This window comes from Microbispora sp. NPDC088329 (assembly GCF_040685655.1).
Lineage (GTDB): Bacteria > Actinomycetota > Actinomycetes > Streptosporangiales > Streptosporangiaceae > Microbispora.
Genome location: NZ_JBFBIP010000027.1, coordinates 1 through 24,693 on the forward strand (window position 1 = coordinate 1; position 24,693 = coordinate 24,693).

A 24,693-nucleotide genomic window follows, 5' to 3' on the forward strand; every position below is an offset into this window, starting at 1 on the left:
CCACCGCAAGCCACCACACGACCAGCGGCGAGACAAGCAGCCGAACAACCCACCGGACGGATGAGCAGGCCGGCGGCAACACAACAGAAACCACCTTCACAAACGACCTCGAAGTACCGCCGTTCTGAACCACCACCCGCCCCCGGCACCCCCATCCGCTCCAGCACCGCACCGCCGGGGACACCGACATCGGCGGCTCAGCCCGTGACCCACACGACGCCGACCCACACGACGCCAACCCACACGACGCCGACCCACACGACGCCGACCCACACGACGCCGAGCCGCATGACTGTGAGTGGCGGGAGTCGCGCCGCGCGTCCTGCCGGCGTGGCCGAGGCACGCCGGTGCGGTGCGCACTGTGGCGCACGGGTTCCATACGCGGCTTGGCGAAGCCGCATCGCTCGCTGAGGTCATCGCTCACACGCGCCGACGGAACGGAACGGGATGGAACGCTAGGCCGTGTACCGGCGTGCGGGGTGTGCCTCGAGCGGGGCCCGGCCCGGACCCCGTGCAGGATCCGGGCCGGACCGCCGGGAGGTACGGCTGTCAGGACAGGAGGGTCTCGCCGATCCAGCCGTCCGGGGAACACCCGGGCGGTACGGCGAAGACGGCCGATCCGATAGGGGTGATCCACTGATTCAGCAGGTCGACCTCCGCGAGCCGTCGCTGGACCGGGACGAACTGCCGTGCCACGTCGGCCTGGTAGGACGCGAACACCAGGCCGGCGTCCGGCCGTCCCTCGGGGCTGAGGCCCTCCTCGTAGTTGTAGGTCCTGCGCAGGATACGCATGCCCGGGTCGGCCACCCGGGCGCGGCGGATGTGGGCGTACTCGGAGATCACCGGCAGGCCAGACGGGCCGAGCTCGGCGAAATCGGGCTCGTCGGTCTCGGCCCGGCCGGTGAGCGGAGCACCGGTGTCCAGGCGCCGTCCGACGCTGAACTCCTTGGCCGCCCGGTCCGCGGCGTCCCACTTCTCCAGGTCCATCCGGATGCGGCGCAACACCAGCGTGGTCCCGCCGCGCAGCCACCCGTCGCGCACCCACACGGCCCGATCGAAGTCCGCCGACCCAGGGTGGGGGTTGACGGTGCCGTCGAGCTGGCCCATCAGGTTGCGCTGCGTCGTCCCCGGGGCGCGCACCTGCGGGCTCTGCCGGAATCCGTGCTGGGTCCACCGTACGGTCGCGAAGGAACGGGCGTCCCTGACGAGCACGCGCAGCGCGTGCGCCAGCGTGACGCGGTCGTCCGCGCAGACCTGGACCAGCAAGTCGCCACCGCTCCAACGGGGCTGGAGGGCGTCGACCTTGAACGCCGGAAGTGGGCGTGGCGCCAGGTGCCCGGCCCCCGCCGCCTTGAACAATCCGGCGCCGAACCCGAGGGTGACGGTGAGCCGCGCGGGCAGCAGCGCCAGCTCGGCGTCGGTGTCGGCGAGGGCGGGCTCGCCCCTGGTGAGACGCCGCGCGTCGTCGGTCAGCAGCCGCAGCAGGCGCGCGAGCGCCGCGCGGTCCGTCCCCGGCAGCAGGTCGAACCCGGCGAACACCGCGAACGTCTGTGGAGATGTCGCGATGCCGGCCTGGTGGACGCCGTGGAAGGGTTCGACGGCGTCGCCGGCTGGGAGGGGCGCGGGCCCGGCCGGTGCGCGCCCGGCCGTGTCCGTTACGGCGGAGGCCGGGGCGCAGGCCGCCGCCGCGGCGGCGACGGCTCCTCCCGCGAGCAGGCCCCGCCGGGTCAGGCGCCGTCCCGCCGGGAAGTCGTGCTCACTCATGGGGGGCATAGGACTCGTTGGCGCCAGCGAAGTCCTTGGCCACCGCGGTGAAGGAGACGGTCCTCCCGTCCTTGAGGGTGAGCGTGAAGGGCACCTCGGCACCGGGCTCGACGGCCGTGCGCACGTCCATGAGCATGATGTGGTCGCCGCCGGGCTGGAGCACGTGCCGGCCGCCGGCCGGAATCGCGAAGCCGCCCTGCTTGCGGCGCATGGTCGTGGCGCCGCCGTCGCCGACGACTTCGTGCAGTTCCACGGACGGGGAGACGGGCGTGCTCGCCGCGACGACGGTCACCGGCTCGCCGGTGGTGTTGACGAGGGTCGCGAAGGCGGCGCTCATGCCGGAGCGGGCCGTCTTCACCCACGGATCGGTTATCGACAGCGGGGCGGCGGTGGCGGTTCCGGTCGCGGTCACGCTGCCGGCTCCGGTTGCGCTCACGGTTGCGGTCACGGTGCCGGCCGGCGCGGCACAGGCTCCGGCGGCCAGGAGGGCGGCCAGCGCCGCCGGAAGTATGCGATTGACGGGCGTGGTGCTCATGCGAAGCCTTCTCTCGGTGGTGCGGCGGGCATGCGGACGTGTCCCGGGCATGCGGCGGCGGTCCGTCGGCGATGGGCGGTGAACGGGGCCCGCCGCGACCGGACATCGGGCACGCAGGACGGGCGCGGCACTGCCGGGGCCGGGCATGCTCCGCCGAAAATGATCATTGACGCGCTCCCGGGCCGTACGCGACCGGGAGCGGGGTGACAAGCGCCGTCTCAGGCGGACGGCTGGAGAAGGCGGGGTGGGCCGCGCCGGGTTACGCAGTGACGCGGCGCGACAAAGCGCGGCAGGCAGGGTTCGTCCGGGTGCGGCGACGCCGGCGGCGTGAACACCGGCGGCGCCGGATCGGCCGCGATCCGCGTGAGCCGTACGGCGAGCCGTCGCAGCAGCGCCCACAGGGCGGCCTCGCCCCTGGCGAGCCACAGTGCGGTCAGCGCGACCGCCCAGCCGTGGGCGAGCAGCATTCCGAAGCTCGGTGTGGCGTGCGTGTGCCCGGCCATGGCGTGCCCGGCGAGGACGTGCCAGGCGGACGACGGGGAGGACAGGGCGAACAGCACGTGCAACGCGACCTGCAGGGCCGCGAGCAGGGGCAGGATCGTGCGCAGCGTCCGTTCCCGGCCGGTCAGAGGCAGCGCGGCGGCGAACACCGCAGGCAGCCCCAGCGCCAGCGCGCCGGGGGCGACCGCGCCACCGCCGAACAGGTGCGCCACCACGCCCAGGCCGAGGCACACCGCGGTGAAGGCGGCGGCTCGGGCGAGGCGGAGAGGCAATGGCACCGGCATGGCACAGCCAATATCGCACGCCGCGGGCCCGGTCCCCGTTTCGGACGCCGTGCCGCTCGCGGACGTGCTCGGCGACGGTCCACGGGTGGGCGGGCTGGGCGTGCATGGACCGCAGTGCCGCCGCGACCACGGGCTCGGCGAGACCGGCGAGCCACCCCGACACCGCACGGGGCTCGCGGGCGAGATGCACACGCAGAACGTGGATGAGCATGACCGCGGCGAGATGCTCGGCCACGAGCGTCGAGCCGATCGGACGCCCCCGCAGCTCGGCGTCGATCTGACCGAGGGCCCACCGCATCGCGCTCGCCTCGCCGGTTTCCGCGGGCACGTGGATGACCGGTGGCAGCCCGTCGAGCAGGAGCTCGCGCGCGGTCGCAGAACGAGAAGCGGCCGCCTACGAGGAACATGTCAACACCGTCGCCGACGTGGGGGAGGCGGTCCCGGGCGGCCGCCCACAAGGGCCCGGCGTCGACCGGGACGGCGTAGGGGTCGCTGGAGAGAGTGAAGGCGAGGGGGTGCGTGAGCAGGAAGCAGTGTGCGCCCTGGTGCCCAGCAGTGCGAGCACGTCCTCGAGCGGATCCATCGGCCTCCCCCGGGCGATCGAATCGTGTGGACGATCGATGCTCCCTTCCACTCCCACGCCACGGCCGCCGAGGTCGTCGAGGGGGTGGATCTGTCCGGGCGGCGCGTCGTCGTCCTTGTGGGACTACGCGAGCACCGTGCTCGCAGCGGCTTAGGAAATGGGCCGTTTGGGCACTTCAAGAGGTATCGGGGGCGTGTTCGATGGGGGGAACCATGGCTGTATCTGCGGACCTGGCGAAGCTGCTCGACCGCGAGTACGAGGACAAGACCCTGGACGAGATCATCAAGGCGCCGGTGGACGCGCTGGCCGGGGTGAGCGCGGAGGACGCGGAGCTGCTGAAGAAGGCCTTCCACATCAAGACCGTCGGAGACCTCGGCCGGAACAAGTTCTTCCGGGCGGCCACCGCGCTCGTCGATCTCACCGACAGCAGGGAGTAGTCGACAGTCCCGCCTGGCGACGGCCGTTGTAGAAGATTTCCATGGCCTTATAGGTTGATGGAGGGTATCTACAAGGGAGCGGTCGTGGGGGCTCTGTTCGTCGGCGTGGACGGGGGAGGCACCAGCACGCGCTGCGTCGTGGTCACCGAGTCGGGCGAGATCGCCGGGCGGGGCCGGGCCGGTGGCGCCAACGCGCTCTCGGTCCCCGACCCGGCCGCCAACCTGCGCTCCGCGCTGCTCGGCGCGCTTGAGGGCCTGGAGCCGGCACGGGTCGCCGGAGGGGTGTTCGGGCTGGCCGGGGCGGCCCGCGCCGCGGAACCGGCGGAGCGGGCCTGGCGGGAGGCCGGGCTCGCCGGGCGGCCCGTGGTGGTCGCCGACGTGCTCGTCGCCTTCGCCGGGGCCACCGACGAGCCGGACGGCGCGGTTCTGGTGGCCGGCACCGGCGCGATCGGCGCCCGCATCCGCGACCGCCGGGTCGTACGGCGGGCCGACGGCCTGGGCTGGCTTCTGGGCGACGAGGGCTCCGGCGTGTGGCTGGGCCGCCGGGCCGCCGCCGCCGCGCTGAACGCGATCGACGGCAGGGGCGGGCCCACCGTGCTGGTCGCCCGGGTGGCCGAGGCCGTCCTGGGGCCGGGAACGGCGGGGGAGGACGACGGGCCCGCGCTCGCCCGGGCCCTGGTGGCGGCCGTGTACGCGCGGGTCGCCGAGTCGGGGCCCGCCTGGCTCGGCACGCTCGCACCCGTCGTGGACGCCGCCGCGCGTGAGGGTGACGAGGTGGCGCGCGGCGTCGTCGCGGAGGCGGCCCGCAGGCTCTGTCGTACGGCACGGGTCGTCGTCGGCGAGGGGCCTCGTGAGAGGCGGGCGCAGCGAGGCGGAGGGCCGCTGGTGCTCGCGGGGTCGCTGCTGACGGAGCCGACCGAGCTCGCCCACCTGGTCCGGGCCGAGCTGGGCAGGCGGGCCGTGCTGGTGCGTGCCCGGGACGGTGCGGCGGGCGCGGCGGCACTCGCGGTGCGCGCCGCCTTCCCCGGCGACCCGCGCGCCGCCGAGGCGCACCGCGCGCTGATCCGGCAGGGGGGCGCATGAGTGAGCTGGACCGGATGGCGATGGCCGTGCTCCAGCCCGGGTTCGACGGACTCGAGCCGCCCGGCTGGCTGCGGCGGGCGCTCGCGGACGGCCTGGGCGGGGTGGTCCTGTTCGCCCGCAACGTCGCCGGCCTCGACGGAACGGCCGCCCTGGTGGCCGAGCTGCGCAGGGAACGGCCGGACGTGGTGGTCGCCGTGGACGAGGAGGGCGGTTCCGTCACCCGGCTGGAGGCCGCCACCGGGAGCTCCTGGCCGGGCAACATGGCGCTGGGCGTCGCCGGAGAGGAGTCGCTGACCCGCAGGGTGGGGCGGCAGATCGGCCGGATGGTCGCCGCCGCCGGCATCACCCTCGACTACGCCCCCGTGGTGGACGTCAACGCCGACCCGCGCAATCCCGTCATCGGCGTGCGGTCGTTCGGCTCCGACCCCGAGGCGGTCGGCCGCCACGGCGCCGCGTGGATCGAGGGGCTGCAGAGCGCGGGGGTGGCCGCCTGTGCCAAGCACTTCCCCGGCCACGGCGACACCGTCACCGACTCCCACCTGGCGTTGCCCGCCGTACGGGCCTCCCGGGAGGTGATAGAACGGCGCGACCTGCCGCCGTTCCGGGCCGCCGTCGCGGCGGGGGTTCGCGCCGTGATGTGCGGGCACCTGCTCGTCCCCGCCGTCGACGTGCTCCCCGCGACGCTGAGCCGGGCCGTGCTGACCGGCCTGCTGCGCGAGGAGCTGGGGTTCGAGGGGCTCGTGGTGACCGACGCGATCGAGATGCGGGCGGTCGCCGCCCTGCATCCGCCCGGTGAGATCGCGGTGCGCGCGCTGGCCGCCGGGGCCGACGCGATCTGCGTCGGGGTGTCCTCGGCCAGGGGGGAGAGCGTGTACGCGCTGCGCGACGCGATCACCTCGGCGGTCCGCGAGGGGCGGCTGGCGGAGGAGCGCCTGGCCGAGGCGGCGGGCCGGGTGCGGGACCTGGCCGCGTGGTACGACGCCCAGGCGGAGGCCAGGGAGGCGGTGGCGCGCGACGCCGACGAGGGCCTCGGTCTGGCGGCGGCGACGGCGGCGCTGCGCGCGACCCCCGCGGAGCCGGCGGGGTCGCTCACGCGGGCGCCGCTGGTGGTGCGCATGGCGGCCCGCCCCAGCCAGGCGGTCGGCCGCGCGACCCCCGTCACCCTGGGGGAGGCGCTCGGCGAGATCCTCCCCGGGACGGCGACCATCGAGGTGGACGACGACGGGCACCTGCCGGATCTGAGCGAGGCGGGGCGTCCGCTCGTGATCGCCGTCCACGACGCCGTACGGCACGCCTGGATGCGGCGGCTTCTCGACGAGGCCCTACGGGCCCGCCCGGACGCGGTGGTGGTCGAGACCGGGGTGCCGGGACCGCCCGCCGGGCGGCTGTACCTCGCCACCCACGGCAGCTCCACGGCCTCGGCGCGGGCGGCGGCCCGCTGGCTCACCGGCGCTGCCTGACCGGTCCTTCGGCCCTCCCCGCGGGACGTCTTCCCTGGTAGCGGGCCTGGGTAAAAATTAACTCCATCGCGACGTCTGTCCGTGGAAAAAATTGACGGCCCCGCGAGAGCGCCCGTATTGTCCAGGCAATCGGGAACCAGGAGCAGCCCATGAAGCGACTCGCAGCGATCATGGCGGTGGCGTCCATCGCCACCGTGACCGCCTGCGGCACTACCGGGACGACGGACACCGCCCAGCAGGGCGGCGGCGTGTACACCACGATCGACGGCAGCAAGCAGATCAACGCGAGCGCGCCGATCAACCCGTTCAACCCCGTCGGATCGGTCTTCTCGGGATACAACGGCATGGCGCTGGCGTGGCCCAAGAACGACCCTACCGATCCCAACCAGTTCTACCCGGCCATCGCCAGGAGCTGGAGCGTGTCCCCGGACCGGTCGGAGGTCGTCATCCACCTGCAGCCGGACGCCAAGTGGTCCGACGGCGAGCCCGTCACCAGTGAGGACGTGCGCGTCTCGATCGGTCTCGCCTACACCCAGGGTGGCACGGCGTACGCGCTGGACCCGAAGGCGGCGGGCGCCGCCGCCGACATCCAGGTCGTCGACACCAAGACGATCAGGGTGACCCAGGGCGCCAACCGCAGCTCGACGTTCCTCGCCAACCTGCTGTCGACCGTGGTCGTGCCCGCGCACGTCTTCGGGAAACTGCTGCCCGCGGACTTCTGGCAGACCCTCAAGGTCGCCCAGCACGGCCAGGGCGCGGCGGCCGAGAAGGCGAAGAACCAGATCACCGGGCTGGCGGAGAAGGTCATCGCCTTCAACCCCGGTCACGACGTGTCGGCCGGGCCGTTCGTGCTGGAGCGGGTGAACCCGGGCGCGGCGCTGCTCAGGCGCAACCCCTACTTCTACGCCCGGCAGAACATCGCGCCGGACAAGGTGAAGATCCTGAACTACACCGGCAACGAGCAGATCTGGAACTACCTGATCGCCGGCCGGCTGGACAACGCCCCCTTCACCTCCGTGCCCACCGCCGTCATGGACCGGATCCGCGACGCGAAGGGCAGCAAGGTGGTCAAGGGCTACTCGCCGGTGGCGGTCTCCCTCGCGTTCAACCAGGCGCACAAGCCGTACGACAACGTGCACGTGCGGCGGGCGATGGCCTACCTGATCGACCGCGCCCAGGTCACGAAGATCGCCTCGCCGGAGGGCGGCACTCCCGCCGCCACCACCTCGGGCATCCACGCCAAGGCGGCCCGGGCCTGGCTGGGCGACGCGTTCGACACCCTCGAGCAGTACCGCGTGAACCCCGCCAAGGCCGACGCCGAGCTGAAGGCGGCCGGCATGACCAAGCGGAACGGCCACTGGGCCCTGCCGGACGGCAGCCCATGGAAGGTACGCATCCACGTGCCCGCGTCGTTCTCCGACTGGGTCGCAGCAGGTAAGTCGATCAGCAGCCAGCTCAGCGACCACGGCATCGACGCGAGCGTGGTCACCGCCGCCGACTACACGCTCTATCTTGGAGAGCTGGCCGAGGGCAAGTACGACCTCGGGTTCTGGCTGATCGGCCTCGGCCCCTCGCCGTACAACATCTTCCAGCGGCTGTTCGGGCAGGCGAACGGCTGGCAGATGTTCGGCGGCCGGCTGCGGCACGTCGCGCCGGGCACCGAGGGCAACTGGATGGGCGGGCCGGAGAAGGTCGACGCCGGCGCCGCCGGCACGGTCGACCCGGGCGAGCTCACCAGCAAGCTGAACTACGCGTCCCACGACGAGCAGCAGCGCATCGTCGGCGTCCTGGCCAAGGTCGCCAACGAGCAGCTCCCGGTCGTCCAGCTCTGGGACTACGTCAACACCCAGTTCGTGAACACCTCCCGGTTCACCGCGTTCCCGCCCGACGAGGACGAGTCCCTGCGGCTGTCGTCCGGGGTGTGGATGCAGCTCGGGATGATCAGAAAAGCGGAGAAGGGGCAGGCATGACGCACGCCGTTCCGGGGCGTCCCCGGCTGGGCGCCATCGCCAGGAAGATCGGCGGCCACCTGGTCCGCGGCCTGGCGATGATCTGGGTCGTCGCCACGATCAGCTTCGTCATCATCCGGGAGATCCCCGGCAACCCCGTGCTCGGGCAGTACGAGAGCCTGATCCAGAAGGGAATGTCGCCCGAGCAGGCCGAGCGGGCCACCGCCGTCCTGTACGGCTTCCTGCCCACCGGCAACCTGTGGCAGCAGTACGTCGGCTACATGGGCTCGCTGCTCCACCTCGACCTCGGGCGTTCGCTCAGCACGCCCGGCGTGGACGTGACCACGCTCATCGGTCACGCGGCCCGGTGGACCGTGCTGCCGGTCCTCGCCGGCACGCTGCTGAGCTTCCTGCTCGGCGTCACGATGGGCGTCTACGCCGCGATCAAGCGGTCGGGCAAGCTGGGCGACCTGCTCGCGCTGTCCGGATCGCTGCTGCACGGCGTGCCGGTGTACGTCATCGGCCTGCTGCTCACCGCGATCTTCGCCACCCTGTGGCCGATCATGCCGTCGGGCGGGCCGGTGGACGTCGAGTTCGTCCCCGGCTTCAACGCCGGCTACATCGGCTCGCTGGTGCACCACGCCGTGCTGCCGGTCGTCACGTACACGCTGGCCAGCTACGGCGGGTGGATCCTCGCGATGAAGTCCAACGTCGTTGCCGTGCTCGGCGACGACTTCATCCTCGCGGCCGAGCTGCGCGGCCTGCGGCGCGGCTTCGTGTTCCGGTATCTCGCGCGCAACGCGATCCTGCCGCTGTTCACGATCCTCGCCCTGTCGATCGGCATGCTGTTCGGCGGCTCGATCTTCATCGAGGAGATCTTCAACTACCCGGGCCTCGGCCTGCTGCTCGTCAACAGCATCAGCAGCCGCGACTACGCGCTGATGGGCGGCACGTTCCTGGTGATCACGGTGGGCATCGTCGTCGCCAACATCGCCGCCGACCTGCTGTACACGGCGATCGACCCCCGGGTCAGGAGCGGAGGCGTGGCATGACCGTCATCGTCAACCCGGAGGGGGCGATCAGCCCCGAGGCCGCGCCGGCCGGGACCACGCGGGCCACGCTGCGGCGCAACTTCTGGCGCGGCGTGTGGCGGGTGCTGCGGCGCAAGCCCAGCCGCATGGCCGGGGTGGTCATCGTCGTCCTGTTCGCGGTCATGGGCGTGGCCGGGCCGCTGCTCTACCCGGCGCAGCTGCCGCGCGACGACGACGCCCTGTACGCGCCGCCGAGCCTGGCACACCCCTTCGGCACGGACTTCGAGGGCACCGACGTGCTCGCGCTGGTCGTCACGGGCGCCCGCTACGTGCTGCTCACGGGCCTCGCCACGGCCGTCATCACGGTCGCGCTCGGCACGGTCATCGGGCTGGTCGCGGGCTTCCACCGTGGCCGGTGGGACATGCTGCTGATGCGGCTGACCGACATGAACCTCGCGATCCCCGGCCTGCCGCTGCTGCTCGTGCTGTCCACGGTGTGGAAGTTCGAGAGCCCGCTGGAGATGGGCCTGGTGCTCGGGGTGCTCGGCTGGGGCGGCATCGCCCGCGCCGTGCGGTCGCAGACGCTGTCGCTGCGCGAGCGCGGCTTCATCGAGGCCGCCCGCGGCCTCGGCCTGCCGACGCGGCACATCATCGGCCGCGAACTGCTGCCGAGCATGGCGCCGTACATCGCGATGAACATGCTCATCGCCGTCACCGGCGCGGTGTACGCCCAGGTGGGCCTGTTCTTCCTCGGCGTGCTGCCGTTCGAGTCGAACAACTGGGGCGTGATGCTGAACCTCGCGGTGTTCAACGGCGGAGCGCTCACCACTCCGGCCGCGCTGCCCTACCTGCTGGCCCCGCTGATCGCGATCCTGTTGCTCACCCTGGGCATCGTGCTGATCGTGGACGCGATGGACGAGATCTTCAACCCCCGGCTGCGGGAGGAATAGCCCCTATGACCGCTCACACGGCCGCACCTCATCTAGCAGCACCGGGGGTCCGGATCCGGGACCTCACGGTCGTCTACAAGACGCCCGCCGGCGAGCTGCCCGCCGTACGCGGCGTCGACCTGACCCTCGCCCCCGGCACGATCACCGGCGTCGTCGGCGAGTCGGGTTCGGGCAAGTCGACGCTCGCGCTGTCGCTGCTCAACGCCGTCCAGCCGCCCGGCAGGATCGCGGCGGGCAGCGTCGAGATCGACGGCCTCGGCGACGTGGTGACGCTGCGGGGCGAGGACCTGCGCCGCGCCCGCGGCCGCCAGGTCGGGTACGTCTTCCAGGCCGCGCAGAACTCGCTGAACCCGCTGAAGACCATCGGCAAGCAGTTGCTCGACCTCGGCCGCTCCCACGACGTGGAGGACCTGCGGGCGCTGGTGCGCGACGCCAAGGAGCTGCTGGCCCGCATGGGCATGGACGGCGCCCGGGTGCTCGACTCCTACCAGCACGAGCTGTCCGGCGGCATGCGCCAGCGGGTCGGCATCATGCTCGCGCTCGTCCTGAACGCCAAAGTCGTCGTTCTGGACGAGCCGACCACCGCCCTCGACATGATCACGCAGGCCACGATCCTGCGGATCATCCGCGAGGTGCACGAGGAGCGGGCGCTCACCACGCTCGTCATCACCCACGACGTGGGCGCGGTCGCCGAGGTCGCCGACAGCCTCGCCGTCATGTACGGCGGACGCGTGGTCGAGCACGGCCCGGTGACCGAGGTGCTCGGCGACGCCCGGCACCCGTACACACAGGGGCTGATCAGGGCGATTCCGCGTCTGACGGGCGACCTGTCGCTGGCCCGGGCGCTGCCCGGCCGCCCGCCGACGCTCGGGACGCTGCCCGCGCAGGGCTGCGTGTTCCGCGAGCGCTGCGATCGGCGCATGGAGGTGTGCGAGACCGACGAGCCGATGTCCGTCAACCGGGACGGCCGCACCGTCGCCTGCCACGCCACCGACCGCCACCTCACCCTGGTCAAGCGGAAGGAGTTCGTGTGATCACGGGAACCGGGATCACCAAGATCTTCAAGCAGCGCGGCGGCGTGCTCGGCGCCCGCGAGGTGCCCGCGCTGCGAGGCGTGGACTTCGCCATCGCCAAGGGCGGCGCCGTCTCGTTCATCGGCGAGTCGGGCAGCGGCAAGACCACCCTCGGCCGGATCATCGCCGGGCTGGAGACCCACGACGCCGGCGAGATCGTCATCGACGGCGTGCCGATGTCCACGCTCAGCCATCGCGCGCGGCAGCCGTACTTCCGCCGGGTCCAGCTCATCCACCAGGACCCCTACTCGGCGCTCAACCCCACCCGGACGATCCACCAGACGCTGGAGGCGCCGCTGCGGCTGCGCGCCAAGCAGACGGGCCGCCCGAGGTCGTGGGTCGACGGGCGGGCCGCGGAACTGCTGGCGATGGTCGGCATCGACCCCGGCTACGTGCTCCCGCGCTACCCGCACCAGCTGTCGGGCGGCATGCGCCAGCGTGTGGTGATCGCCCGGGCGCTCACCATGGACCCCGAGGTGCTCGTCGCCGACGAGGCCGTCTCGATGATCGACGTGTCGCTGCGCCTGGGCATCCTCGCTCTGCTGAAGGACCTGCGCGAGCGGCTCGACGTGGGCGTGCTGTTCATCACCCACGACATCGCCACCGCCCGCTACATCGGCGACGACGGCGAGTTGTACGTGCTCTACCGCGGCCAGGTCGTCGAGCGAGGCGCCACCGAGAAGATCATCGCCGACCCGGTCCACCCGTACACGCAGTCGCTGCTGTCGGCGATCCCGGTGCTGCACGGCCTTGAACGGCCGGGCGCCGAGCGGGTCGTGCCGCGGGAGATGCAGCGGGAGGGGCTGCCCGACGGCGGCTGCCTGTTCGCGCGGCGCTGCCCGTTCAGCACGGAGCGCTGCGAGAGCGAGATGCCCGTGTTGGGCCGCGACGGCGACACGGACCAGGAGCACGCCTGCTTCCACCCCAGGCGGCGCAGCGTGATCCCGGTGGGGGTGGGCGAGTGACGGAGATCCTTCCGGCCGAGGTGGACGAGCGGCTGGAGAACCTGGCCGCCGCCGCGCTGTGGGCGGACGCCGAAGACGCCGCGCTGGTCGTACGGCGGCTGGCCGACCCGCCGGGGGAGCGGACGTGGACGGTCCTGGCCACGCCGGACCGGGACGGCGTGGTGTTCGCCTCGATCGGCGCGGACGGCCCGGACAACAACATCACCGGTCACATCGACCTGATCGCCGTGGACCCCGCCGCCCAGGGCAGGGGGATCGGGCGGGCGCTGGTCGGCGCGGCCGAGGAGTGGATGCGGGCGCACGGCGCGGCCGAGGCGAGGTTCGCCGGCAACCCGCCCTGCTACGCCTGGCCCGGGATCGACGTGCGCTACACCCCGGCCGCGTGCCTGGCCGAGCGCCTGGGGTACGAGCGGTACCGCGTGGCCTGGAACATGACGGCCGGCCTGCCGGCCCGCTACGACGAGGCCGAACACGAGGCCGATCTCGCGAAGCTCGCCGCCGCCGGCGTGACGGTCGCGGCGGCGCCCCCCAGGGAGCGGGAAGCGGTTACGGCCTTCGTCCGCGAGCAGTGGAACGACAAGTGGGCCTGGGAGGCCGAGCAGGCGACCGGCCTGCACTATGCCTATCGCGACGGGGCCTATCGCGACGGGGCCTATCGCGACGGGGAGATCCTCGGCTTCGCCGCCTGGGGCGCCCGGCCGCTGTGGTTCGGCCCGATGGGCACGGCCGAGGCCGCCCGCGGGCTCGGCGTGGGCCGGGTGCTGCTGCGCCGCTGCCTCGACGAGCAGGCCGCCGCGGGGCAGACGTCCGCGCAGATCGGCTGGGTGGGCCCGCTTCGCTTCTACTCCCGGGCGGTGGGCGCCCGCGCCGAGCGGGTGTTCTGGCTCTACCGCCGCGCCCTGGACTGATGTCAGCAGTACAGCAGTTCGCCGGTGGGCGGGTCAGGCGGGGGGCACAGCCCCCGAGGGTCGCGGCCCGCCTCCAGGTGCTCGCGCAGCGACGCCGAGCCCCACAGCAGGTCGAGGAACGGCTCGCAGGCGAAGTCGCCCGGATAGAGGGTGCGCAGCACGTGCAGGACCGACACGCCCGTCAGCACTGGCAGGAAGACCTGCCGGCCGGTCACGTGCAGCTGCGCGCCGCGCACCACGACGCCCGCGTGCCTGCCGAACGTCGGGGTGAACCACGTGTCGCGGAAACGGACGCCGGGCAGGCCGAGGTCGTTCAGCGCGGCGGCGAACCGGCCGTCGGCGTACGGCGCGCCGACCAGCTCGAACGGCCGGGTGGTGCCGCGGCCCTCGGCGGCGTTCACGCCCTCCAGCAGCCCGGTGCCGGGGTAGACCAGGGCGGTGTCGAGGGTCGGCATGTTGGCCGACGGCATCACCCAGGGCAGCCCGGTGCGGTCGAAGTGCCACTCCCTGCGCCAGCCCTCCATCGGCACGATCTCCAACTCGGCGCCGATCGCGCGGTTGACGGACAGCGCGATCTCGCCGGGTGTGAGGCCGTGCCGTACGGGCAGGGCGGCGCGGCCGACGAAGCTCGCGAAGGCCGGGTCGAGCACCGGACCCTCGGCCACCGCGCCGCCGATCGGATTGGGCCGGTCGAGCACGGTGAACCGCAGCCCGAGCCGGGCCGCCGAGCGCATCAGGTCGTACATCGTCCAGACGTAGGTGTAGAAGCGCGCGCCCACGTCGCACACGTCGAAGACGAGCGCGTCCACCCGGGACGACGCGACCAGCGCGTCGAGGTCCGCGCCCGACCGCTGATAGGTGTCGAGCACGGGCAGGCCGGTGACCGGGTCGACGGTGTCGCCCTCGCCGCCGCCCGCCTGGGCCGTGCCGCGCAGGCCGTGCTCGGGGCTGAACAACGAGGTCACGGGCACCCCGGCGGCCAGCAGGGCCGGTGCGGCTGCGGTCAGATCGGGCAGGACTCCGGTGGGGTTGGTGACCAGGCCCACCCGTTCCCAACCGGCCTTCGGCGCGCTCACCAGTAGCTCGAGCCCCGTACGCACGCGATCCATAAAGCACTCCGAAGCTGAGGAATCATGACGCAACCACTTGCCGCTCTCGCCACAGAACAGAGCGATCCCCGCTACAGCGGGATCGACACGCTCCCGACGGAGGAGATCGCGCGGCTCATGAACGCGGCCGACGCCGCCGTCCCGGCGGCGGTGGGCCGGGCCGTCCCGGCGATCTCCGCGGCCATCGACGCGATCGCGGCGCGGATGGCCGGAGGGGGCAGGCTTCTCTACGTGGGCGCCGGCACCTCCGGACGGCTCGCGGTGCTCGACGCCTCCGAGTGCCCGCCGACGTACGGCACGCACCCCGATCTCGTCCAGGGCATCATCGCGGGCGGCGAGGCCGCGCTGGTTCGCTCCGTGGAGGGCGCCGAGGACGACGCGGAGGCGGGCGCCGCCGTGATCCGCGACAAGGCCGTCGGCCCTCGCGACTCCGTCGTGGGGATCTCCGCCAGCGGGCGCGCGCCGTACGTCGTCGCGGCGGTCGAGCAGGCCCGGCGGCTCGGTGCGCTGACCGTGGGCCTGGCCTGCAACACCGGCACCCCGCTCGCGCGGGCCGCCGAGCACGCCGTCGAGGTCATCGTGGGACCCGAGGTGGTCACCGGCTCGACGCGGCTGAAGGCCGGAACGGCCCAGAAGCTGGTCCTCAACATGATCTCCACGATCACGATGATCAAGTCGGGCCGCACGTACGGGAACTACATGGTCGACGTCGTCGCCAGCAACTCCAAGCTCGTCGACCGGGCCGCCCGCATCGTCTCCGACATCACCGGCGCTCGGGTGCCGGACGCCCGCGAGGTCCTGGAGAGCGCCGGGCGGGACGTGAAGACCGCCGTCGTCATGATCGAGCGCGGGGTGGGCGCCGACGACGCCCGCGCGCTGCTCGCGGCGCACGGCAACCGGCTCGGCCCGGCCCTGCACAGTGCCTGATAACGCGGTGCCTGACGGGGTGTCCGCGCTCGAAGACGTCCTGCGGGCCGCGGTGCCCGGGGTCGCCTCGGCGGCGGTCGCCGAGATCGCCGTGGACGGGCGCACGGTCGCCGCGGCCGCCGTGGGGGAGGCCGTGCGATACGCCGACGCGTCCGGGGAACTGCTGGCGGAGCGGCCGCCCGTGACGATGGACGCGCTGTTCGACATCGCCTCCCTGACCAAGATGTTCACGGCCGTGGTGCTGGTCTCGCTGGCCCAGGAGGGCGCGCTCGACCTCGACGAGCCGGTGGCCGTCCGGCTGCCCGGGTTCTACGGGCACCGCCCCGAGATCACCGTGCGGCACCTGCTGACGCATTCGGCGGGCCTGCCCGCGAGCCGCCGGGTGGAGAAGGAGCCGCAGGAGACCCGCTGGGACCTGGTCCTGTCCACCCCCGTGCAGGGGCCCCCGGGCACGCATCTGTACTCGGACGTCGGCATGATCACGGCCGGGCGGGTCGCGGAGGCCGCCGGCGGCGCGCCGCTGGACGTGCTCGTGCGCGAGCGGGTCACCGGGCCGCTCGGGCTCGGGGCCACGGCGTACGGGCCGGTCGAGCCGGGCCGGGCCGTCGCCACCGAGTTCAAGCGCGGCACCTGCGTGCGGGGAGAGGTGCACGACGAGACGGCCCACGCGCTGGGCGGCGTGGCGGGGCACGCCGGGCTGTTCTCCACCGCCGCCGACCTGGTGCGTTTCGGCGAGGCGCTGCGCACCGGCGGCGGCCCGGTCCTGTCTCCCGCCTGGACCGCCGAGATGCTGCGCGACCAGGGGGTGCCGGGCGCGGCCTTCCGGCAGGGGCTCGGCGTGCGCATCGGCGACCCGGCCATCGTGGGGCCGCTCGCGGACGCGTTCGGCCACTCGGGCTTCACCGGCACGTCGCTGGTCGTCGACCCCGCCCGCCGGCTGACCGTCGTGCTGCTCACCAACAACGTCCACCCGCTGCGGGGCCGGCCCGGCATCCGCGACCTGCGGCACGCCGTCGCGGCCGAGGCGCTGCGCCTGGCCGGCTGATGTTTGATCGTCCTCGTCCGGGTCAGTAGGGAGACGGTTCAGGCAGACCGATCCGTCCCCCCAAGGAGAGGAGCCGTGATGACGACCGCGCATCAGGCGGGCCGGCGGCTGGAAGGCACGGCCCGGAGAGCGGCCGACCATCCTGTCCTGGAGAAGCTCGCCAAGGTCGGGTTCGCCGCCCGGGGCGTCCTGTACGCGATCATCGGCCTGATCGCGATCCATATCGCGTTCGGCGGCGGCGGGGAGGCCGACAAGAGCAGCGCGCTTCAGATCGTCCGCGACGCGCCCCTGGGCGACACCCTGCTGTGGATCATGGCCGTCGGCCTGGCCGCGCTGGTGATCTGGCAGATCTCCGAGGCCGTCTGGGGCCGGCCCGGGGTCAAGGAGCGCGTGGAGGCCGTGGCCAAGGCCGTCGTCTACGCCGCCCTGGTGTTCTCGATGGTGGCGCTGCTCACCCGGAACAAGTCCGCCTCCTCGTCCGACAGCCAGTCCCAGGACGCCACCAAGACGCTGTTCGAGCTGCCCGGAGGCCAGTTCCTGGTCGGCCTGATGGCGCTCGGCGTGATCGCCCTCGGCGTGTACTGGATCTACGAGGGCTGGACCGAGAAGTTCATGAAGGACATGCACGTGACCGAGCCCCGGGCCCGCGGGGTCGTGGTCAAGCTCGGCAAGGCCGGTTACATCGCCCGCGGCGTCATCGCCCTGGCCGCCGGCGCCCTGATCGGCCAGGCCGCCCTCACCTACGACCCGGACAAGGCGGCCGGCATCGACGGCGCGCTGAAGGCGCTGGCCGGCACCCCGGCCGGTCCATGGCTGCTCGTCGTGGTCGCGCTCGGCCTGGTGCTGTTCGCCGTCTACTGCTTCGCCGAGGCCCGCTGGCACCGCGTGTGAGCGCCGGGGCGCCGCCTCAGGAAGGCGCGCCCGGCGCCCCGTGGCGCAGGCCGTCCATCAGCAGGTCGAGCAGGCGCCCGGCCTGCTCACGCCGGCCGGGCTCTCCCGTGGCCAGGCAGATGCCGTTCATCCCCACCAGCAGGTCCTCCGCCGTCACGTCGCCCCGCAGGATCCCGGCCCCGGCCCCGGCCCCGAGCAGCGTGCCGATCGCGCCGAGCAGCAGGTCGCGGCTGTTCTCGTACGGATTCGCGCCCGCGGCGATGACCACCCGCAACGCATCGGCCATGCCGCGCTTGGTCGCGAGATAGTCGGCCGCCCGGTCCATCCAGGCGCGCAGCGCCCGGTCGGGCGGCATCTCGTTCGCGAGCTCGGACGCCGCGTCGCACAGCTTCGCCAGCTCGTTGCGGTAGGCCGCCTCGATCAGCGCCTCCCTGGTGGGGAAGTGGCGGTAGAGCGTCCCGATGCCGACGCCCGCCTCCTTCGCGATCGCGTCGAGCGTGACGTCCGGCCCGTTCCGGGAGAACGCCCGCACGGCGACGTCGAGCAACCGCTCGCGGTTGCGCCGGGCGTCGGCGCGCAATGGCTTGGGTCCGGGGGCGGACACGGCTCCTCCACGTGGTCATGCGTTGCAAACCGGAGGGTCCTCCGGTTAAAGTCGCGGCATACCGGAGGTTCCTCCGGTTTTGCTGATTGTAGCGGCACGGGCTTCCAAGGAGCCCCTGCCGCCGTACGGGACGGGGACGGACATGACGACGAACATGACTCAGACCACGCGCATCACCACGCCGTTCACCGGGCAGAGCACCGCGGCCGAGGTCCTGGAGGGGGTGGACCTGCGCGGACGCCGGGCGGTCGTGACCGGCGGGGCGTCGGGAATCGGCGTCGAGACGGCACGGGCGCTGGCCGCGGCGGGCGCGGAGGTGACCATCGCGGTCCGCGACCTCGACGCGGGCAGGCGGACCGCACAGGACATCGCCGCAACCACCGCGGGCGCACCCGTCCTCGTCGCGCCCCTGGACCTCGCCGACCGGGCCTCCGTCGCGTCGTTCGCCGCAGGCTGGGAGGGACCGCTGCACATCCTGGTCAACAACGCCGGGGTGATGGCGTCCCCCGAGACGCGGACGCCCGAGGGCTGGGAACTGCAGTTCGCCACCAACCACCTCGGTCACTTCGCGCTCGCCACCGCGCTGCACCCCGCGCTCGCGGCGGCTGGCGGCGCCCGCGTCGTCTCGGTCAGCTCCAGCGCCCACCTGTACTCGCCGGTCGTCTTCGACGACATCCACTTCCGGGAGCGCCCGTACGACCCGATCCTGGCGTACGGGCAGTCGAAGACGGCCAATGTACTGTTCGCGGTCGAGGCCGCCAGGCGCTGGGCCGGTGACGGCATCGCGGTCAACGCACTGATGCCCGGCGGCATCCCCACCAATCTGCAGCGGCACCTGGAGCCGGGCTACCTCGAGCGCCGCCGGGCGTCGGGAGAGTCGGGCGACGTGACCTGGAAGAACACCGAGCAGGGCGCGGCCACCTCCGTGCTGCTCGCCGCGTCGCCGCTGGTCGAGGGCGTCACCGGGCGGTATTTCGAGGACAACCAGGAGGCGGAGATCGGCGAGCCGGGCGGTCGCCGGGGCGTCGCGGCGTACGCGCTCGACCCGGAGGCGGCCACCCTGCTGTGGCAGGTGTCGGTGGACCTGCTCGCCCTCTGACCGGGCGGCGGTCTCCCTCCGCGGGGCCCGCTCAGGGTCCACTCACCGCAGGTCCCGTCGCCTGCGCCGAATTACGGTGCTCGCGTGGTGAGATGCCGTAGGCGGCGCGGAAGGCGCGGCTGAAGGTCGAGGCGTCGGTGAAGCCCCAGCGGGCGGCGACGGCCTGGATGGGAAGGGAGCGCTGCCGGGGGTCGGCGAGATCGCGGTGGCACCGTTCCAGCCGGCATCGGCGGATCCAGGCGGCCACGGTGAGGCCCTGTTCCCGGAAGAGCGTGTACAGGTGCCGGACGGAGATCTGGTGTGCCGCGGCGATCGTCTCAGGGGTGAGGTCAGGGTCGCCGAGCCGCTGCCGGATGAAGTCGTGGATCAGCGACAGCAGGGCCTGACGCCGTGACTCGGGTGACAGCAGGGCGGTGGCCTCGACCCGGTCGGCGCAGGCGGCGGCGATCAGGTCGAGGGTGACGGCGGCCACCGCCTGCTCGTCGCGAGGGGTGAGTGCCTCGGCGTTCTCCGCGAGGTGCTTGAGGTGCCCGGCCAGTACGCCGGTGATGCCCTGCCGGACGGGAAACTCCGCGGCCACGAGCTGCCCGACGACGTCGGACCGCAGGCCGAGCGCGGCCCGGGGAAACTGGACGATCAGTGATTTCGCGGGATTGCCGTGAGCGCCCCGCCATCCCCGCAACGGCCGCGAGGAATCGATGAGGAGCAGCTGCCCCGCCTGGAAGGCGACATCCCGTCCCGCCTGAGTCATGCGGCCACGGCCCTTGAGAATAAGGTGCAACTGGAAAACTTCCGGATCCGACTGATGGATGAGCTTCGCGGGCCGGCTCGCTTGCAGCAAGTGGTGGTTCATCACCGACAGCTGCAGTGCGCCGAGATCGAATGCCTGTGCCGATCCAGCGAAGCGGGCGGGATGATCGGTGGTCAACCGCACGGGCACGAGCGTCCGCGACATGGTGTCGTCCCAATAGGAAAAACGATCCCGGACGGCCAGGTCTCTGGTGCTCCAATCGAAGATTTTCACAGGTGTCCTCGGCGGGTCGTCGTTATGGAAGGGCTGGTTGCCTCCGGCGCGAAGCGGTCGGCGCCACGTTGATATCGCGGCTGCGATGAGGAACTCGCGGTGTGTCAGAACGGAAAGAGGTCAGAACACCGCGGACTACCCCCACGCACCCGTCACTGGCCGATCGGTCAGCTAAGGTGTCTTCCATGGCACGTTCCGCAACCACCATGCGCGCCGACATCCTGGACTCGGCCCTGCGGCTGTTCGCCGCGCACGGCTTCCGCGGCACCTCCCTGCAGGACATCGCCACGGACGCGGGCTGCTCCAAGGCGTCCTTGCTCTACCACTTCACGAACAAGGACGCCATCTTGACCGAGCTGCTGGCGCCCGTCGGGCCGGAGTTCGCGGCGCTGGAAGGGCGACTCGCCGGGCTCGACGGCGAAGAGGCGGCCCGTGCCGCCGTGACCGGGCTCGTCGACCTGTCCCTTCGTTTCCGGCTGCAGGTGAAGATCCTCCTGCAGGACGTCGACGCGCTGATCTGCCGGCCGGAACTGCCGGACGTGGACGGTATCACCGAACGGCTGACGACCGCCCTGTCCGGCCGCTCGGCCGCTCCTCAGGCCCGCGTATGGGCCTGGATGGCGATGCTGGGAATCATCCTGACCAGCGCCGGGGAGCTCGCGCTCCCCGAGGAGACGCTGCGCGCGGAGCTGACCCGCGGTGCGTTGCGAACGCTCGGTCTGCAGACCGACTGACCTCCCGAAGAAAGAGATCTGCTGTGGCAACCCTGCTGTACCGGCTGGGCCGGTTCTCCTTCCGCAGACGCGGGCGCGTGGCCGCCGTGTGGCTGCTGCTTCTCGTGGTCCTGGGCCTGGCCGCCGCCGCCTTCCACGGCCCGACCGGCGACAAGTTCGCCATGCCCGGCACCGAGTCGCAGCGGGCGCTCGACGCCCTGGCCAAGGAGTTCCCGCAGGCCAGCGGTGCCACCGGCGCCATCGTCGTCGCCGCTCCGCAGGGCCGGAAGCTCGACCCCGCCGCGGTCGCGCCGGTGGTCAAGGAGGCCGCCGGCGTCCCCGGCGTCGTCGCCGCCCTCGACCCGTTCAAGACCGGCGCCGTCTCGGCCGACGGCCGCTACGCCCTGGTCCAGGTGCAGTTCGACCGCAAGGCCCAGGACGTGACCGAGGCCCAGCGCGCGGCGTACCTGAAGGCCGGCTCCTCGGCGAAGGGGCTGCGCGTCGAGCACGGCGGTGAGATCCTGAACGGCGCGCCGGAGGTCGGCGGGTCGGAGGGGATCGGCGTCGTGATCGCCGCGGTGGTCCTGATCGTCACCTTCGGCTCGCTGGTGGCCGCCGGCATGACCCTGCTGAACGCGCTGATCGGCGTGGGGGCAGGCATGGGCGGCCTGTTCGCGCTCAGCGGCGTCGTCGAGCTGACCTCCGTCACGCCGGTGCTGGCGCTGATGCTGGGCCTGGCCGTCGGCATCGACTACTCGCTGTTCATCACCTCCCGCTACCGCCAGTTCCTGGCCGAGGGCGTGACGCCGGAGGAGGCCGCGGGCCGTGCGGTCGGCACCGCGGGATCGGCGGTCGTGTTCGCCGGGGCCACCGTGGTCATCGCGCTCGCCGGCCTGTCGGTGGTGGGCATCCCGTTCCTGAGCGTGATGGGCCTGGCCGCCGCCGGCACCGTGGCCGTCGCCGTGCTGGTGGCCCTCACGCTGCTGCCCGCCTTCCTGTCGTACGCCGGAGCCCGGGTGCTGCCCCGCAAGCAGCGCACCGGCGAGAACGCGGACGCGGGCGGCCGTGGCTTCGGGTACACCTGGGGACGGGTCGTCACCCGGCTGCGCGTGCCGATCCTGGTGGCCGGGGTCCTCGCCCTCGGCGCGCTCACGCTGCCGGCGCAGAATCTGCGGCTGGCCCTGCCCGACGCCGGCACCGCCGCCCCCGGCACCCCGGCCCGCGAGGCGTACGACCTGACCAGCGAGGGATTCGGCGAGGGCTTCAACGCCCGCCTGATCGCCGTGGTCTCCGCCGCGGACCCCGCGGCCACGACCGCCGCCGCCGGTGAGGCCGCCAAGCTGATCCAGCAGACCCCCGGCGTGCTGGCCGTGGCCCCGCCGCAGCCCAACGCCGCGGGCACCACCGCGCTGCTGACCATCATTCCCAAGGCCGGGCCCACCGCGGCGGCCACCGAGGACGCCGTCCACGCCATCCGCGCCAAGGTCGCCGCGATCGGCGGCGCCGAGATCGCCGTCACCGGCGCCACGGCCGTGGGCATCGACGTCTCAGACAAGCTCGCCGACGCCATGCCGGTCTATCTGCTGCTGGTGGTCGGCCTGTCGGTGCTGCTGCTGATGCTCGTCTTCCGCTCGATCCTGGTCCCCGTCAAGGCCGCGCTGGGCTTCCTGCTCACCGTCGGCTCGACCTTCGGCATCACGGTGGCGATCTTCCAGGAGGGGCACCTGGCCGGTCTGCTGGGCGTGGACGTGCCCGGCCCGCTGGTCAGCTTCCTGCCGATCCTGCTCATCGGGATCCTGTTCGGCCTGGCCATGGACTACGAGGTGTTCCTGGTCTCGCGGATGCGCGAGGACTACGTGCACGGCGACACTCCCCGCCAGGCCACGATCAACGGCATGGGGCACAACGCGCGGGTCGTCACCGCCGCCGCGCTGATCATGACGGCCGTGTTCGGCGGCTTCGTGTTCATGCACGACCCGATCATCAAGTCGATGGGCTTCGCGCTGGCCGTCGGCGTGCTCGTCGACGCCTTCGTGGTCCGCATGACCCTCGTCCCCGCCGTGATGTCCATGCTCGGCCGCGCCGCCTGGTGGCTGCCCCGCGCCCTGGACCGCGCGCTGCCCGACCTCGACGTCGAGGGCGAACGGCTGCGCCACCACCTCACCACCGGCGCCGCCCCCCGGGAGCACGCCGAGGTGTCCTAGGGAGTGCCGGACACGACCGGGGCGGGGGCCGGAGGTCCCGCCCCGGCGGGACCTTCGGCGCTCGCACGCCCCGGCGGCGTGGCGGTCTCATGGAAGGACCGGCCGAGGGGAGGGCGTCATGATCGTGGTGGGTGTCGACGGATCGCACGCCGGTATGGAGGCCGCCTGCTGGGCGGCCAGGGAGGCCGGCCTGCGCGGCGTCCCCCTGCGCATCGCCAACGCCATTCCCGCCTGGGCCTGCTCGAGCGCGCGGCAGGGCCGCCACGCCGGCGTCGCGGCGTGGATGCGCGACGGCGCCGCGGCCGTGCTCGGCGCCGCCGCCGAGCGGGTTCACGCGGAGGCGCCCCGGGTGCCGGTCGACACCGCGATCCTGGCCGGCGACCCGCGCCCGGCGCTCGTCGAGGCGGCCATGGACGCCGATCTCCTGGTCCTCGGCAACCACGGGCTCGGCGGCTTCCGCGGCCTGCTGCTCGGCTCGGTCGCGTACGGCGTGGCGGGTCGCGCCCCGTGCGACGTGGTCGTCGTGCGGGAGGTGCCCTCGGCGCCGCGCCCGGAGATCGTGGTGGGCGTCGACGGATCGCCCGCCCTCGCCAAGGTGCTCGACTTCGCCTTCGCCGAGGCGGCGCTGCGCGGGACGGGACTGCGGGCGGTGCACGCCTGCAGTCCGCTCGAGGCGGGCGTCGGCTTCGCCCCCATCCCCGACGACTTCGACGACGAGAAGGTCGAGGTGCGGATGGTCAGGGAGGCCCTCGCCGGGCGCCGCGAGTTCTACCCCGACGTCAAGGTCGTCGAGGAGATCGTCCGGGGCCACCCGGTGGACGTGGTGCGGCACGCGTCGGTGGGCGCCGAGCTGCTCGTCATCGGCTCCCGGGGCCACGGCGAGTTCACCGGTCTGGTCCTCGGGTCGGTCTGCCAGGCCATGCTCCACTACGCGAGGTGTCCCATGGCCGTCGTCCGCGTGCCGGCGCCAGTCGGCTGAGCGGCCCGCGTCGACGGAATCTGTATCGACGGAGTCCGGATCACACGGACCGGACACGCGAACGCCCCCGGCGGCCCTGATCTCCGGGCCGCCGGGGGCGTGATCGGCGTCCTACGCGCTCTTGCGCCGCTGCTCGCGCAGAATGGCGAGGCGCTCGTTCAGCACCTCTTCGAGGTCCTCGATCGAGCGGCGCTCCAGCAGCATGTCCCAGTGGGTCCGCGGGGGCTTCGCCTTCTTCTGCTGAGGCTGCTCCGCGTCCACCCGCAGCGCCGGGCTGCCGCAGTGACGGCACTCCCAGGTCGTGGGGATCTCGGCCTCGACGGCGAGCGGAACGGTGGTGAGATGGCCCTTGGGGCACGTGTAGGACACCTCCTGACGCGGGGCCAGGTCGGTGTTGCGGTCGTTCTCGTAGCTGGTCGCGCCGAGCCGGGTACCGCGAAGTGCACGCTCGCCCATGTCTTTAAGCCTCCTGAGGTCCCCGCCTTCGAGGGGGTTCGTTCGCCACCGCGTACAACGCCTGATACCGTGTGTGGATTCCCAGCCGAGACCTGATCCAATCGCGCTTTTTCCGTCCC

General features: G+C 72.8%; 23 protein-coding genes and 1 pseudogene. 16 read left to right on the forward strand and 8 right to left on the reverse strand.

Translation table 11 applies throughout. The annotated features are described in order from the left end of the window. Window positions 1-549: 549 nt before the first annotated feature. The 4 genes and pseudogenes from AB0O28_RS34530 to AB0O28_RS34545 all read right to left on the reverse strand — a co-directional run. Window positions 550-1,764: a Dyp-type peroxidase gene (locus tag AB0O28_RS34530; protein WP_363646777.1), complete on the reverse strand. Its 1,215-nt coding sequence runs from the start codon at window positions 1,762-1,764 to the stop codon at window positions 550-552. Next, window positions 1,757-2,299: a copper chaperone PCu(A)C gene (locus AB0O28_RS34535; RefSeq protein WP_363646778.1), complete on the reverse strand. Its 543-nt coding sequence runs from the start codon at window positions 2,297-2,299 to the stop codon at window positions 1,757-1,759. Before AB0O28_RS34535 ends, AB0O28_RS34530 begins: the two co-directional genes overlap by 8 nt. Window positions 2,300-2,517: 218 nt before the next feature. Next, the gene (locus tag AB0O28_RS34540; protein WP_363646779.1) at window positions 2,518-3,084 is read right to left on the reverse strand and encodes an MFS transporter; all 567 of its coding nucleotides are present in this window, start codon (window positions 3,082-3,084) and stop codon (window positions 2,518-2,520) included. A 190-nt stretch (window positions 3,085-3,274) separates the two neighbouring features. Then, window positions 3,275-3,451: pseudogene (locus tag AB0O28_RS34545) on the reverse strand (cupin domain-containing protein); the annotation flags it as partial. A 428-nt stretch (window positions 3,452-3,879) separates the two neighbouring features. Here AB0O28_RS34545 and AB0O28_RS34550 point away from each other — a divergent pair. The 9 genes from AB0O28_RS34550 to AB0O28_RS34590 all read left to right on the forward strand — a co-directional run bounded on the left by AB0O28_RS34550 (window position 3,880) and on the right by AB0O28_RS34590 (window position 13,523). Further along, the gene (locus AB0O28_RS34550; RefSeq protein WP_363646780.1) at window positions 3,880-4,104 is read left to right on the forward strand and encodes a hypothetical protein; all 225 of its coding nucleotides are present in this window, start codon (window positions 3,880-3,882) and stop codon (window positions 4,102-4,104) included. A gap of 84 nt (window positions 4,105-4,188) precedes the next feature. Next, window positions 4,189-5,187, forward strand: coding sequence for a BadF/BadG/BcrA/BcrD ATPase family protein (locus AB0O28_RS34555; protein WP_363646781.1), 999 nt, complete (start codon window positions 4,189-4,191; stop codon window positions 5,185-5,187). After that, a complete protein-coding gene (locus AB0O28_RS34560) occupies window positions 5,184-6,647 on the forward strand; it encodes a glycoside hydrolase family 3 N-terminal domain-containing protein (RefSeq protein WP_363646782.1) in 1,464 nt (487 codons plus the stop codon). The genes AB0O28_RS34555 and AB0O28_RS34560 overlap by 4 nt, the downstream gene beginning before the upstream one ends. A gap of 149 nt (window positions 6,648-6,796) precedes the next feature. After that, window positions 6,797-8,617: an ABC transporter substrate-binding protein gene (locus tag AB0O28_RS34565; protein WP_363646783.1), complete on the forward strand. Its 1,821-nt coding sequence runs from the start codon at window positions 6,797-6,799 to the stop codon at window positions 8,615-8,617. Next, window positions 8,614-9,648, forward strand: coding sequence for an ABC transporter permease (locus tag AB0O28_RS34570; protein ID WP_363646784.1), 1,035 nt, complete (start codon window positions 8,614-8,616; stop codon window positions 9,646-9,648). The genes AB0O28_RS34565 and AB0O28_RS34570 overlap by 4 nt, the downstream gene beginning before the upstream one ends. Beyond that, window positions 9,645-10,577, forward strand: a complete 933-nt coding sequence (locus AB0O28_RS34575; RefSeq protein WP_363646785.1) for an ABC transporter permease — start codon at window positions 9,645-9,647, stop codon at window positions 10,575-10,577. Before AB0O28_RS34570 ends, AB0O28_RS34575 begins: the two co-directional genes overlap by 4 nt. 5 nt (window positions 10,578-10,582) lie before the next feature. Further along, window positions 10,583-11,611, forward strand: coding sequence for an ABC transporter ATP-binding protein (locus AB0O28_RS34580; RefSeq protein WP_363646786.1), 1,029 nt, complete (start codon window positions 10,583-10,585; stop codon window positions 11,609-11,611). After that, on the forward strand, window positions 11,608-12,615 hold the full coding sequence (locus tag AB0O28_RS34585; RefSeq protein WP_363646787.1) for an ABC transporter ATP-binding protein: 1,008 nt from the start codon (window positions 11,608-11,610) through the stop codon (window positions 12,613-12,615). The genes AB0O28_RS34580 and AB0O28_RS34585 overlap by 4 nt, the downstream gene beginning before the upstream one ends. Beyond that, window positions 12,612-13,523 carry a GNAT family N-acetyltransferase gene (locus AB0O28_RS34590; RefSeq protein ID WP_363646788.1) on the forward strand — a complete coding sequence of 304 codons (912 nt, stop codon included), beginning with the start codon at window positions 12,612-12,614 and terminating at the stop codon, window positions 13,521-13,523. Before AB0O28_RS34585 ends, AB0O28_RS34590 begins: the two co-directional genes overlap by 4 nt. A 2-nt stretch (window positions 13,524-13,525) precedes the next feature. Here AB0O28_RS34590 and AB0O28_RS34595 read toward each other — a convergent pair whose 3' ends face one another. After that, window positions 13,526-14,632 carry a DUF1343 domain-containing protein gene (locus tag AB0O28_RS34595; RefSeq protein WP_363646789.1) on the reverse strand — a complete coding sequence of 369 codons (1,107 nt, stop codon included), beginning with the start codon at window positions 14,630-14,632 and terminating at the stop codon, window positions 13,526-13,528. A 24-nt stretch (window positions 14,633-14,656) separates the two neighbouring features. Here AB0O28_RS34595 and murQ point away from each other — a divergent pair, with 24 nt between their 5' ends. From murQ to AB0O28_RS34610, 3 genes are all read left to right on the forward strand, one after another. After that, on the forward strand, window positions 14,657-15,559 hold the full coding sequence (gene murQ / locus AB0O28_RS34600) for an N-acetylmuramic acid 6-phosphate etherase (protein WP_363646790.1): 903 nt from the start codon (window positions 14,657-14,659) through the stop codon (window positions 15,557-15,559). A 7-nt stretch (window positions 15,560-15,566) separates the two neighbouring features. Then, window positions 15,567-16,604: a serine hydrolase domain-containing protein gene (locus AB0O28_RS34605; protein WP_363646791.1), complete on the forward strand. Its 1,038-nt coding sequence runs from the start codon at window positions 15,567-15,569 to the stop codon at window positions 16,602-16,604. Window positions 16,605-16,682: 78 nt separating this feature from the next. Beyond that, on the forward strand, window positions 16,683-17,495 hold the full coding sequence (locus AB0O28_RS34610; RefSeq protein WP_363646792.1) for a DUF1206 domain-containing protein: 813 nt from the start codon (window positions 16,683-16,685) through the stop codon (window positions 17,493-17,495). A 16-nt stretch (window positions 17,496-17,511) separates the two neighbouring features. On the opposite strand, the gene AB0O28_RS34615 is transcribed toward AB0O28_RS34610, so the two are convergent. Then, window positions 17,512-18,099, reverse strand: a complete 588-nt coding sequence (locus AB0O28_RS34615) for a helix-turn-helix domain-containing protein (protein ID WP_363646793.1) — start codon at window positions 18,097-18,099, stop codon at window positions 17,512-17,514. 154 nt (window positions 18,100-18,253) lie between these two features. Here AB0O28_RS34615 and AB0O28_RS34620 point away from each other — a divergent pair, with 154 nt between their 5' ends. Further along, a complete protein-coding gene (locus tag AB0O28_RS34620; RefSeq protein WP_363646794.1) occupies window positions 18,254-19,198 on the forward strand; it encodes an SDR family NAD(P)-dependent oxidoreductase in 945 nt (314 codons plus the stop codon). A gap of 31 nt (window positions 19,199-19,229) precedes the next feature. Here AB0O28_RS34620 and AB0O28_RS34625 read toward each other — a convergent pair whose 3' ends face one another. Beyond that, a complete protein-coding gene (locus AB0O28_RS34625; protein WP_363646795.1) occupies window positions 19,230-20,222 on the reverse strand; it encodes a helix-turn-helix domain-containing protein in 993 nt (330 codons plus the stop codon). A gap of 185 nt (window positions 20,223-20,407) precedes the next feature. On the opposite strand from AB0O28_RS34625, the gene AB0O28_RS34630 reads away from it, so the two are divergent. The 3 genes from AB0O28_RS34630 (at window position 20,408) to AB0O28_RS34640 (ending at window position 24,118) form a co-directional block, all read left to right on the forward strand. Beyond that, window positions 20,408-20,956 (forward strand): helix-turn-helix domain-containing protein, encoded by a 549-nt coding sequence (locus AB0O28_RS34630; RefSeq protein WP_363646796.1) that lies wholly within the window; start codon window positions 20,408-20,410, stop codon window positions 20,954-20,956. Between the two features lie 23 nt (window positions 20,957-20,979). Continuing rightward, complete coding sequence (locus tag AB0O28_RS34635) at window positions 20,980-23,139, forward strand: MMPL family transporter (RefSeq protein WP_363646797.1); 2,160 nt, start codon at window positions 20,980-20,982, stop codon at window positions 23,137-23,139. A 118-nt stretch (window positions 23,140-23,257) separates the two neighbouring features. Then, window positions 23,258-24,118, forward strand: a complete 861-nt coding sequence (locus tag AB0O28_RS34640) for a universal stress protein (protein ID WP_363646798.1) — start codon at window positions 23,258-23,260, stop codon at window positions 24,116-24,118. A 111-nt stretch (window positions 24,119-24,229) separates the two neighbouring features. Here AB0O28_RS34640 and AB0O28_RS34645 read toward each other — a convergent pair whose 3' ends face one another. Continuing rightward, window positions 24,230-24,574: an RNA polymerase-binding protein RbpA gene (locus tag AB0O28_RS34645; protein ID WP_030509898.1), complete on the reverse strand. Its 345-nt coding sequence runs from the start codon at window positions 24,572-24,574 to the stop codon at window positions 24,230-24,232. Window positions 24,575-24,693: the final 119 nt, after the last annotated feature.

Excerpts from the sequence above, each read along its gene's own strand:
- AB0O28_RS34535 (WP_363646778.1), bottom strand. The coding sequence starts at position 2,299 with ATGAGCACCACGCCCGTCAATCGCATACTTCCGGCGGCGCTGGCCGCC.
- murQ (WP_363646790.1), top strand. The coding sequence starts at position 14,657 with ATGACGCAACCACTTGCCGCTCTCGCCACAGAACAGAGCGATCCCCGC.
- AB0O28_RS34560 (WP_363646782.1), top strand. The coding sequence starts at position 5,184 with ATGAGTGAGCTGGACCGGATGGCGATGGCCGTGCTCCAGCCCGGGTTC.
- AB0O28_RS34540 (WP_363646779.1), bottom strand. The coding sequence starts at position 3,084 with ATGCCGGTGCCATTGCCTCTCCGCCTCGCCCGAGCCGCCGCCTTCACC.
- AB0O28_RS34595 (WP_363646789.1), bottom strand. The coding sequence starts at position 14,632 with ATGGATCGCGTGCGTACGGGGCTCGAGCTACTGGTGAGCGCGCCGAAG.
- AB0O28_RS34580 (WP_363646786.1), top strand. The coding sequence starts at position 10,583 with ATGACCGCTCACACGGCCGCACCTCATCTAGCAGCACCGGGGGTCCGG.
- AB0O28_RS34630 (WP_363646796.1), top strand. The coding sequence starts at position 20,408 with ATGGCACGTTCCGCAACCACCATGCGCGCCGACATCCTGGACTCGGCC.
- AB0O28_RS34565 (WP_363646783.1), top strand. The coding sequence starts at position 6,797 with ATGAAGCGACTCGCAGCGATCATGGCGGTGGCGTCCATCGCCACCGTG.
- AB0O28_RS34530 (WP_363646777.1), bottom strand. The coding sequence starts at position 1,764 with ATGAGTGAGCACGACTTCCCGGCGGGACGGCGCCTGACCCGGCGGGGC.
- AB0O28_RS34640 (WP_363646798.1), top strand. The coding sequence starts at position 23,258 with ATGATCGTGGTGGGTGTCGACGGATCGCACGCCGGTATGGAGGCCGCC.
- AB0O28_RS34645 (WP_030509898.1), bottom strand. The coding sequence starts at position 24,574 with ATGGGCGAGCGTGCACTTCGCGGTACCCGGCTCGGCGCGACCAGCTAC.
- AB0O28_RS34575 (WP_363646785.1), top strand. The coding sequence starts at position 9,645 with ATGACCGTCATCGTCAACCCGGAGGGGGCGATCAGCCCCGAGGCCGCG.
- AB0O28_RS34620 (WP_363646794.1), top strand. The coding sequence starts at position 18,254 with ATGACTCAGACCACGCGCATCACCACGCCGTTCACCGGGCAGAGCACC.
- AB0O28_RS34550 (WP_363646780.1), top strand. The coding sequence starts at position 3,880 with ATGGCTGTATCTGCGGACCTGGCGAAGCTGCTCGACCGCGAGTACGAG.
- AB0O28_RS34610 (WP_363646792.1), top strand. The coding sequence starts at position 16,683 with ATGACGACCGCGCATCAGGCGGGCCGGCGGCTGGAAGGCACGGCCCGG.
- AB0O28_RS34570 (WP_363646784.1), top strand. The coding sequence starts at position 8,614 with ATGACGCACGCCGTTCCGGGGCGTCCCCGGCTGGGCGCCATCGCCAGG.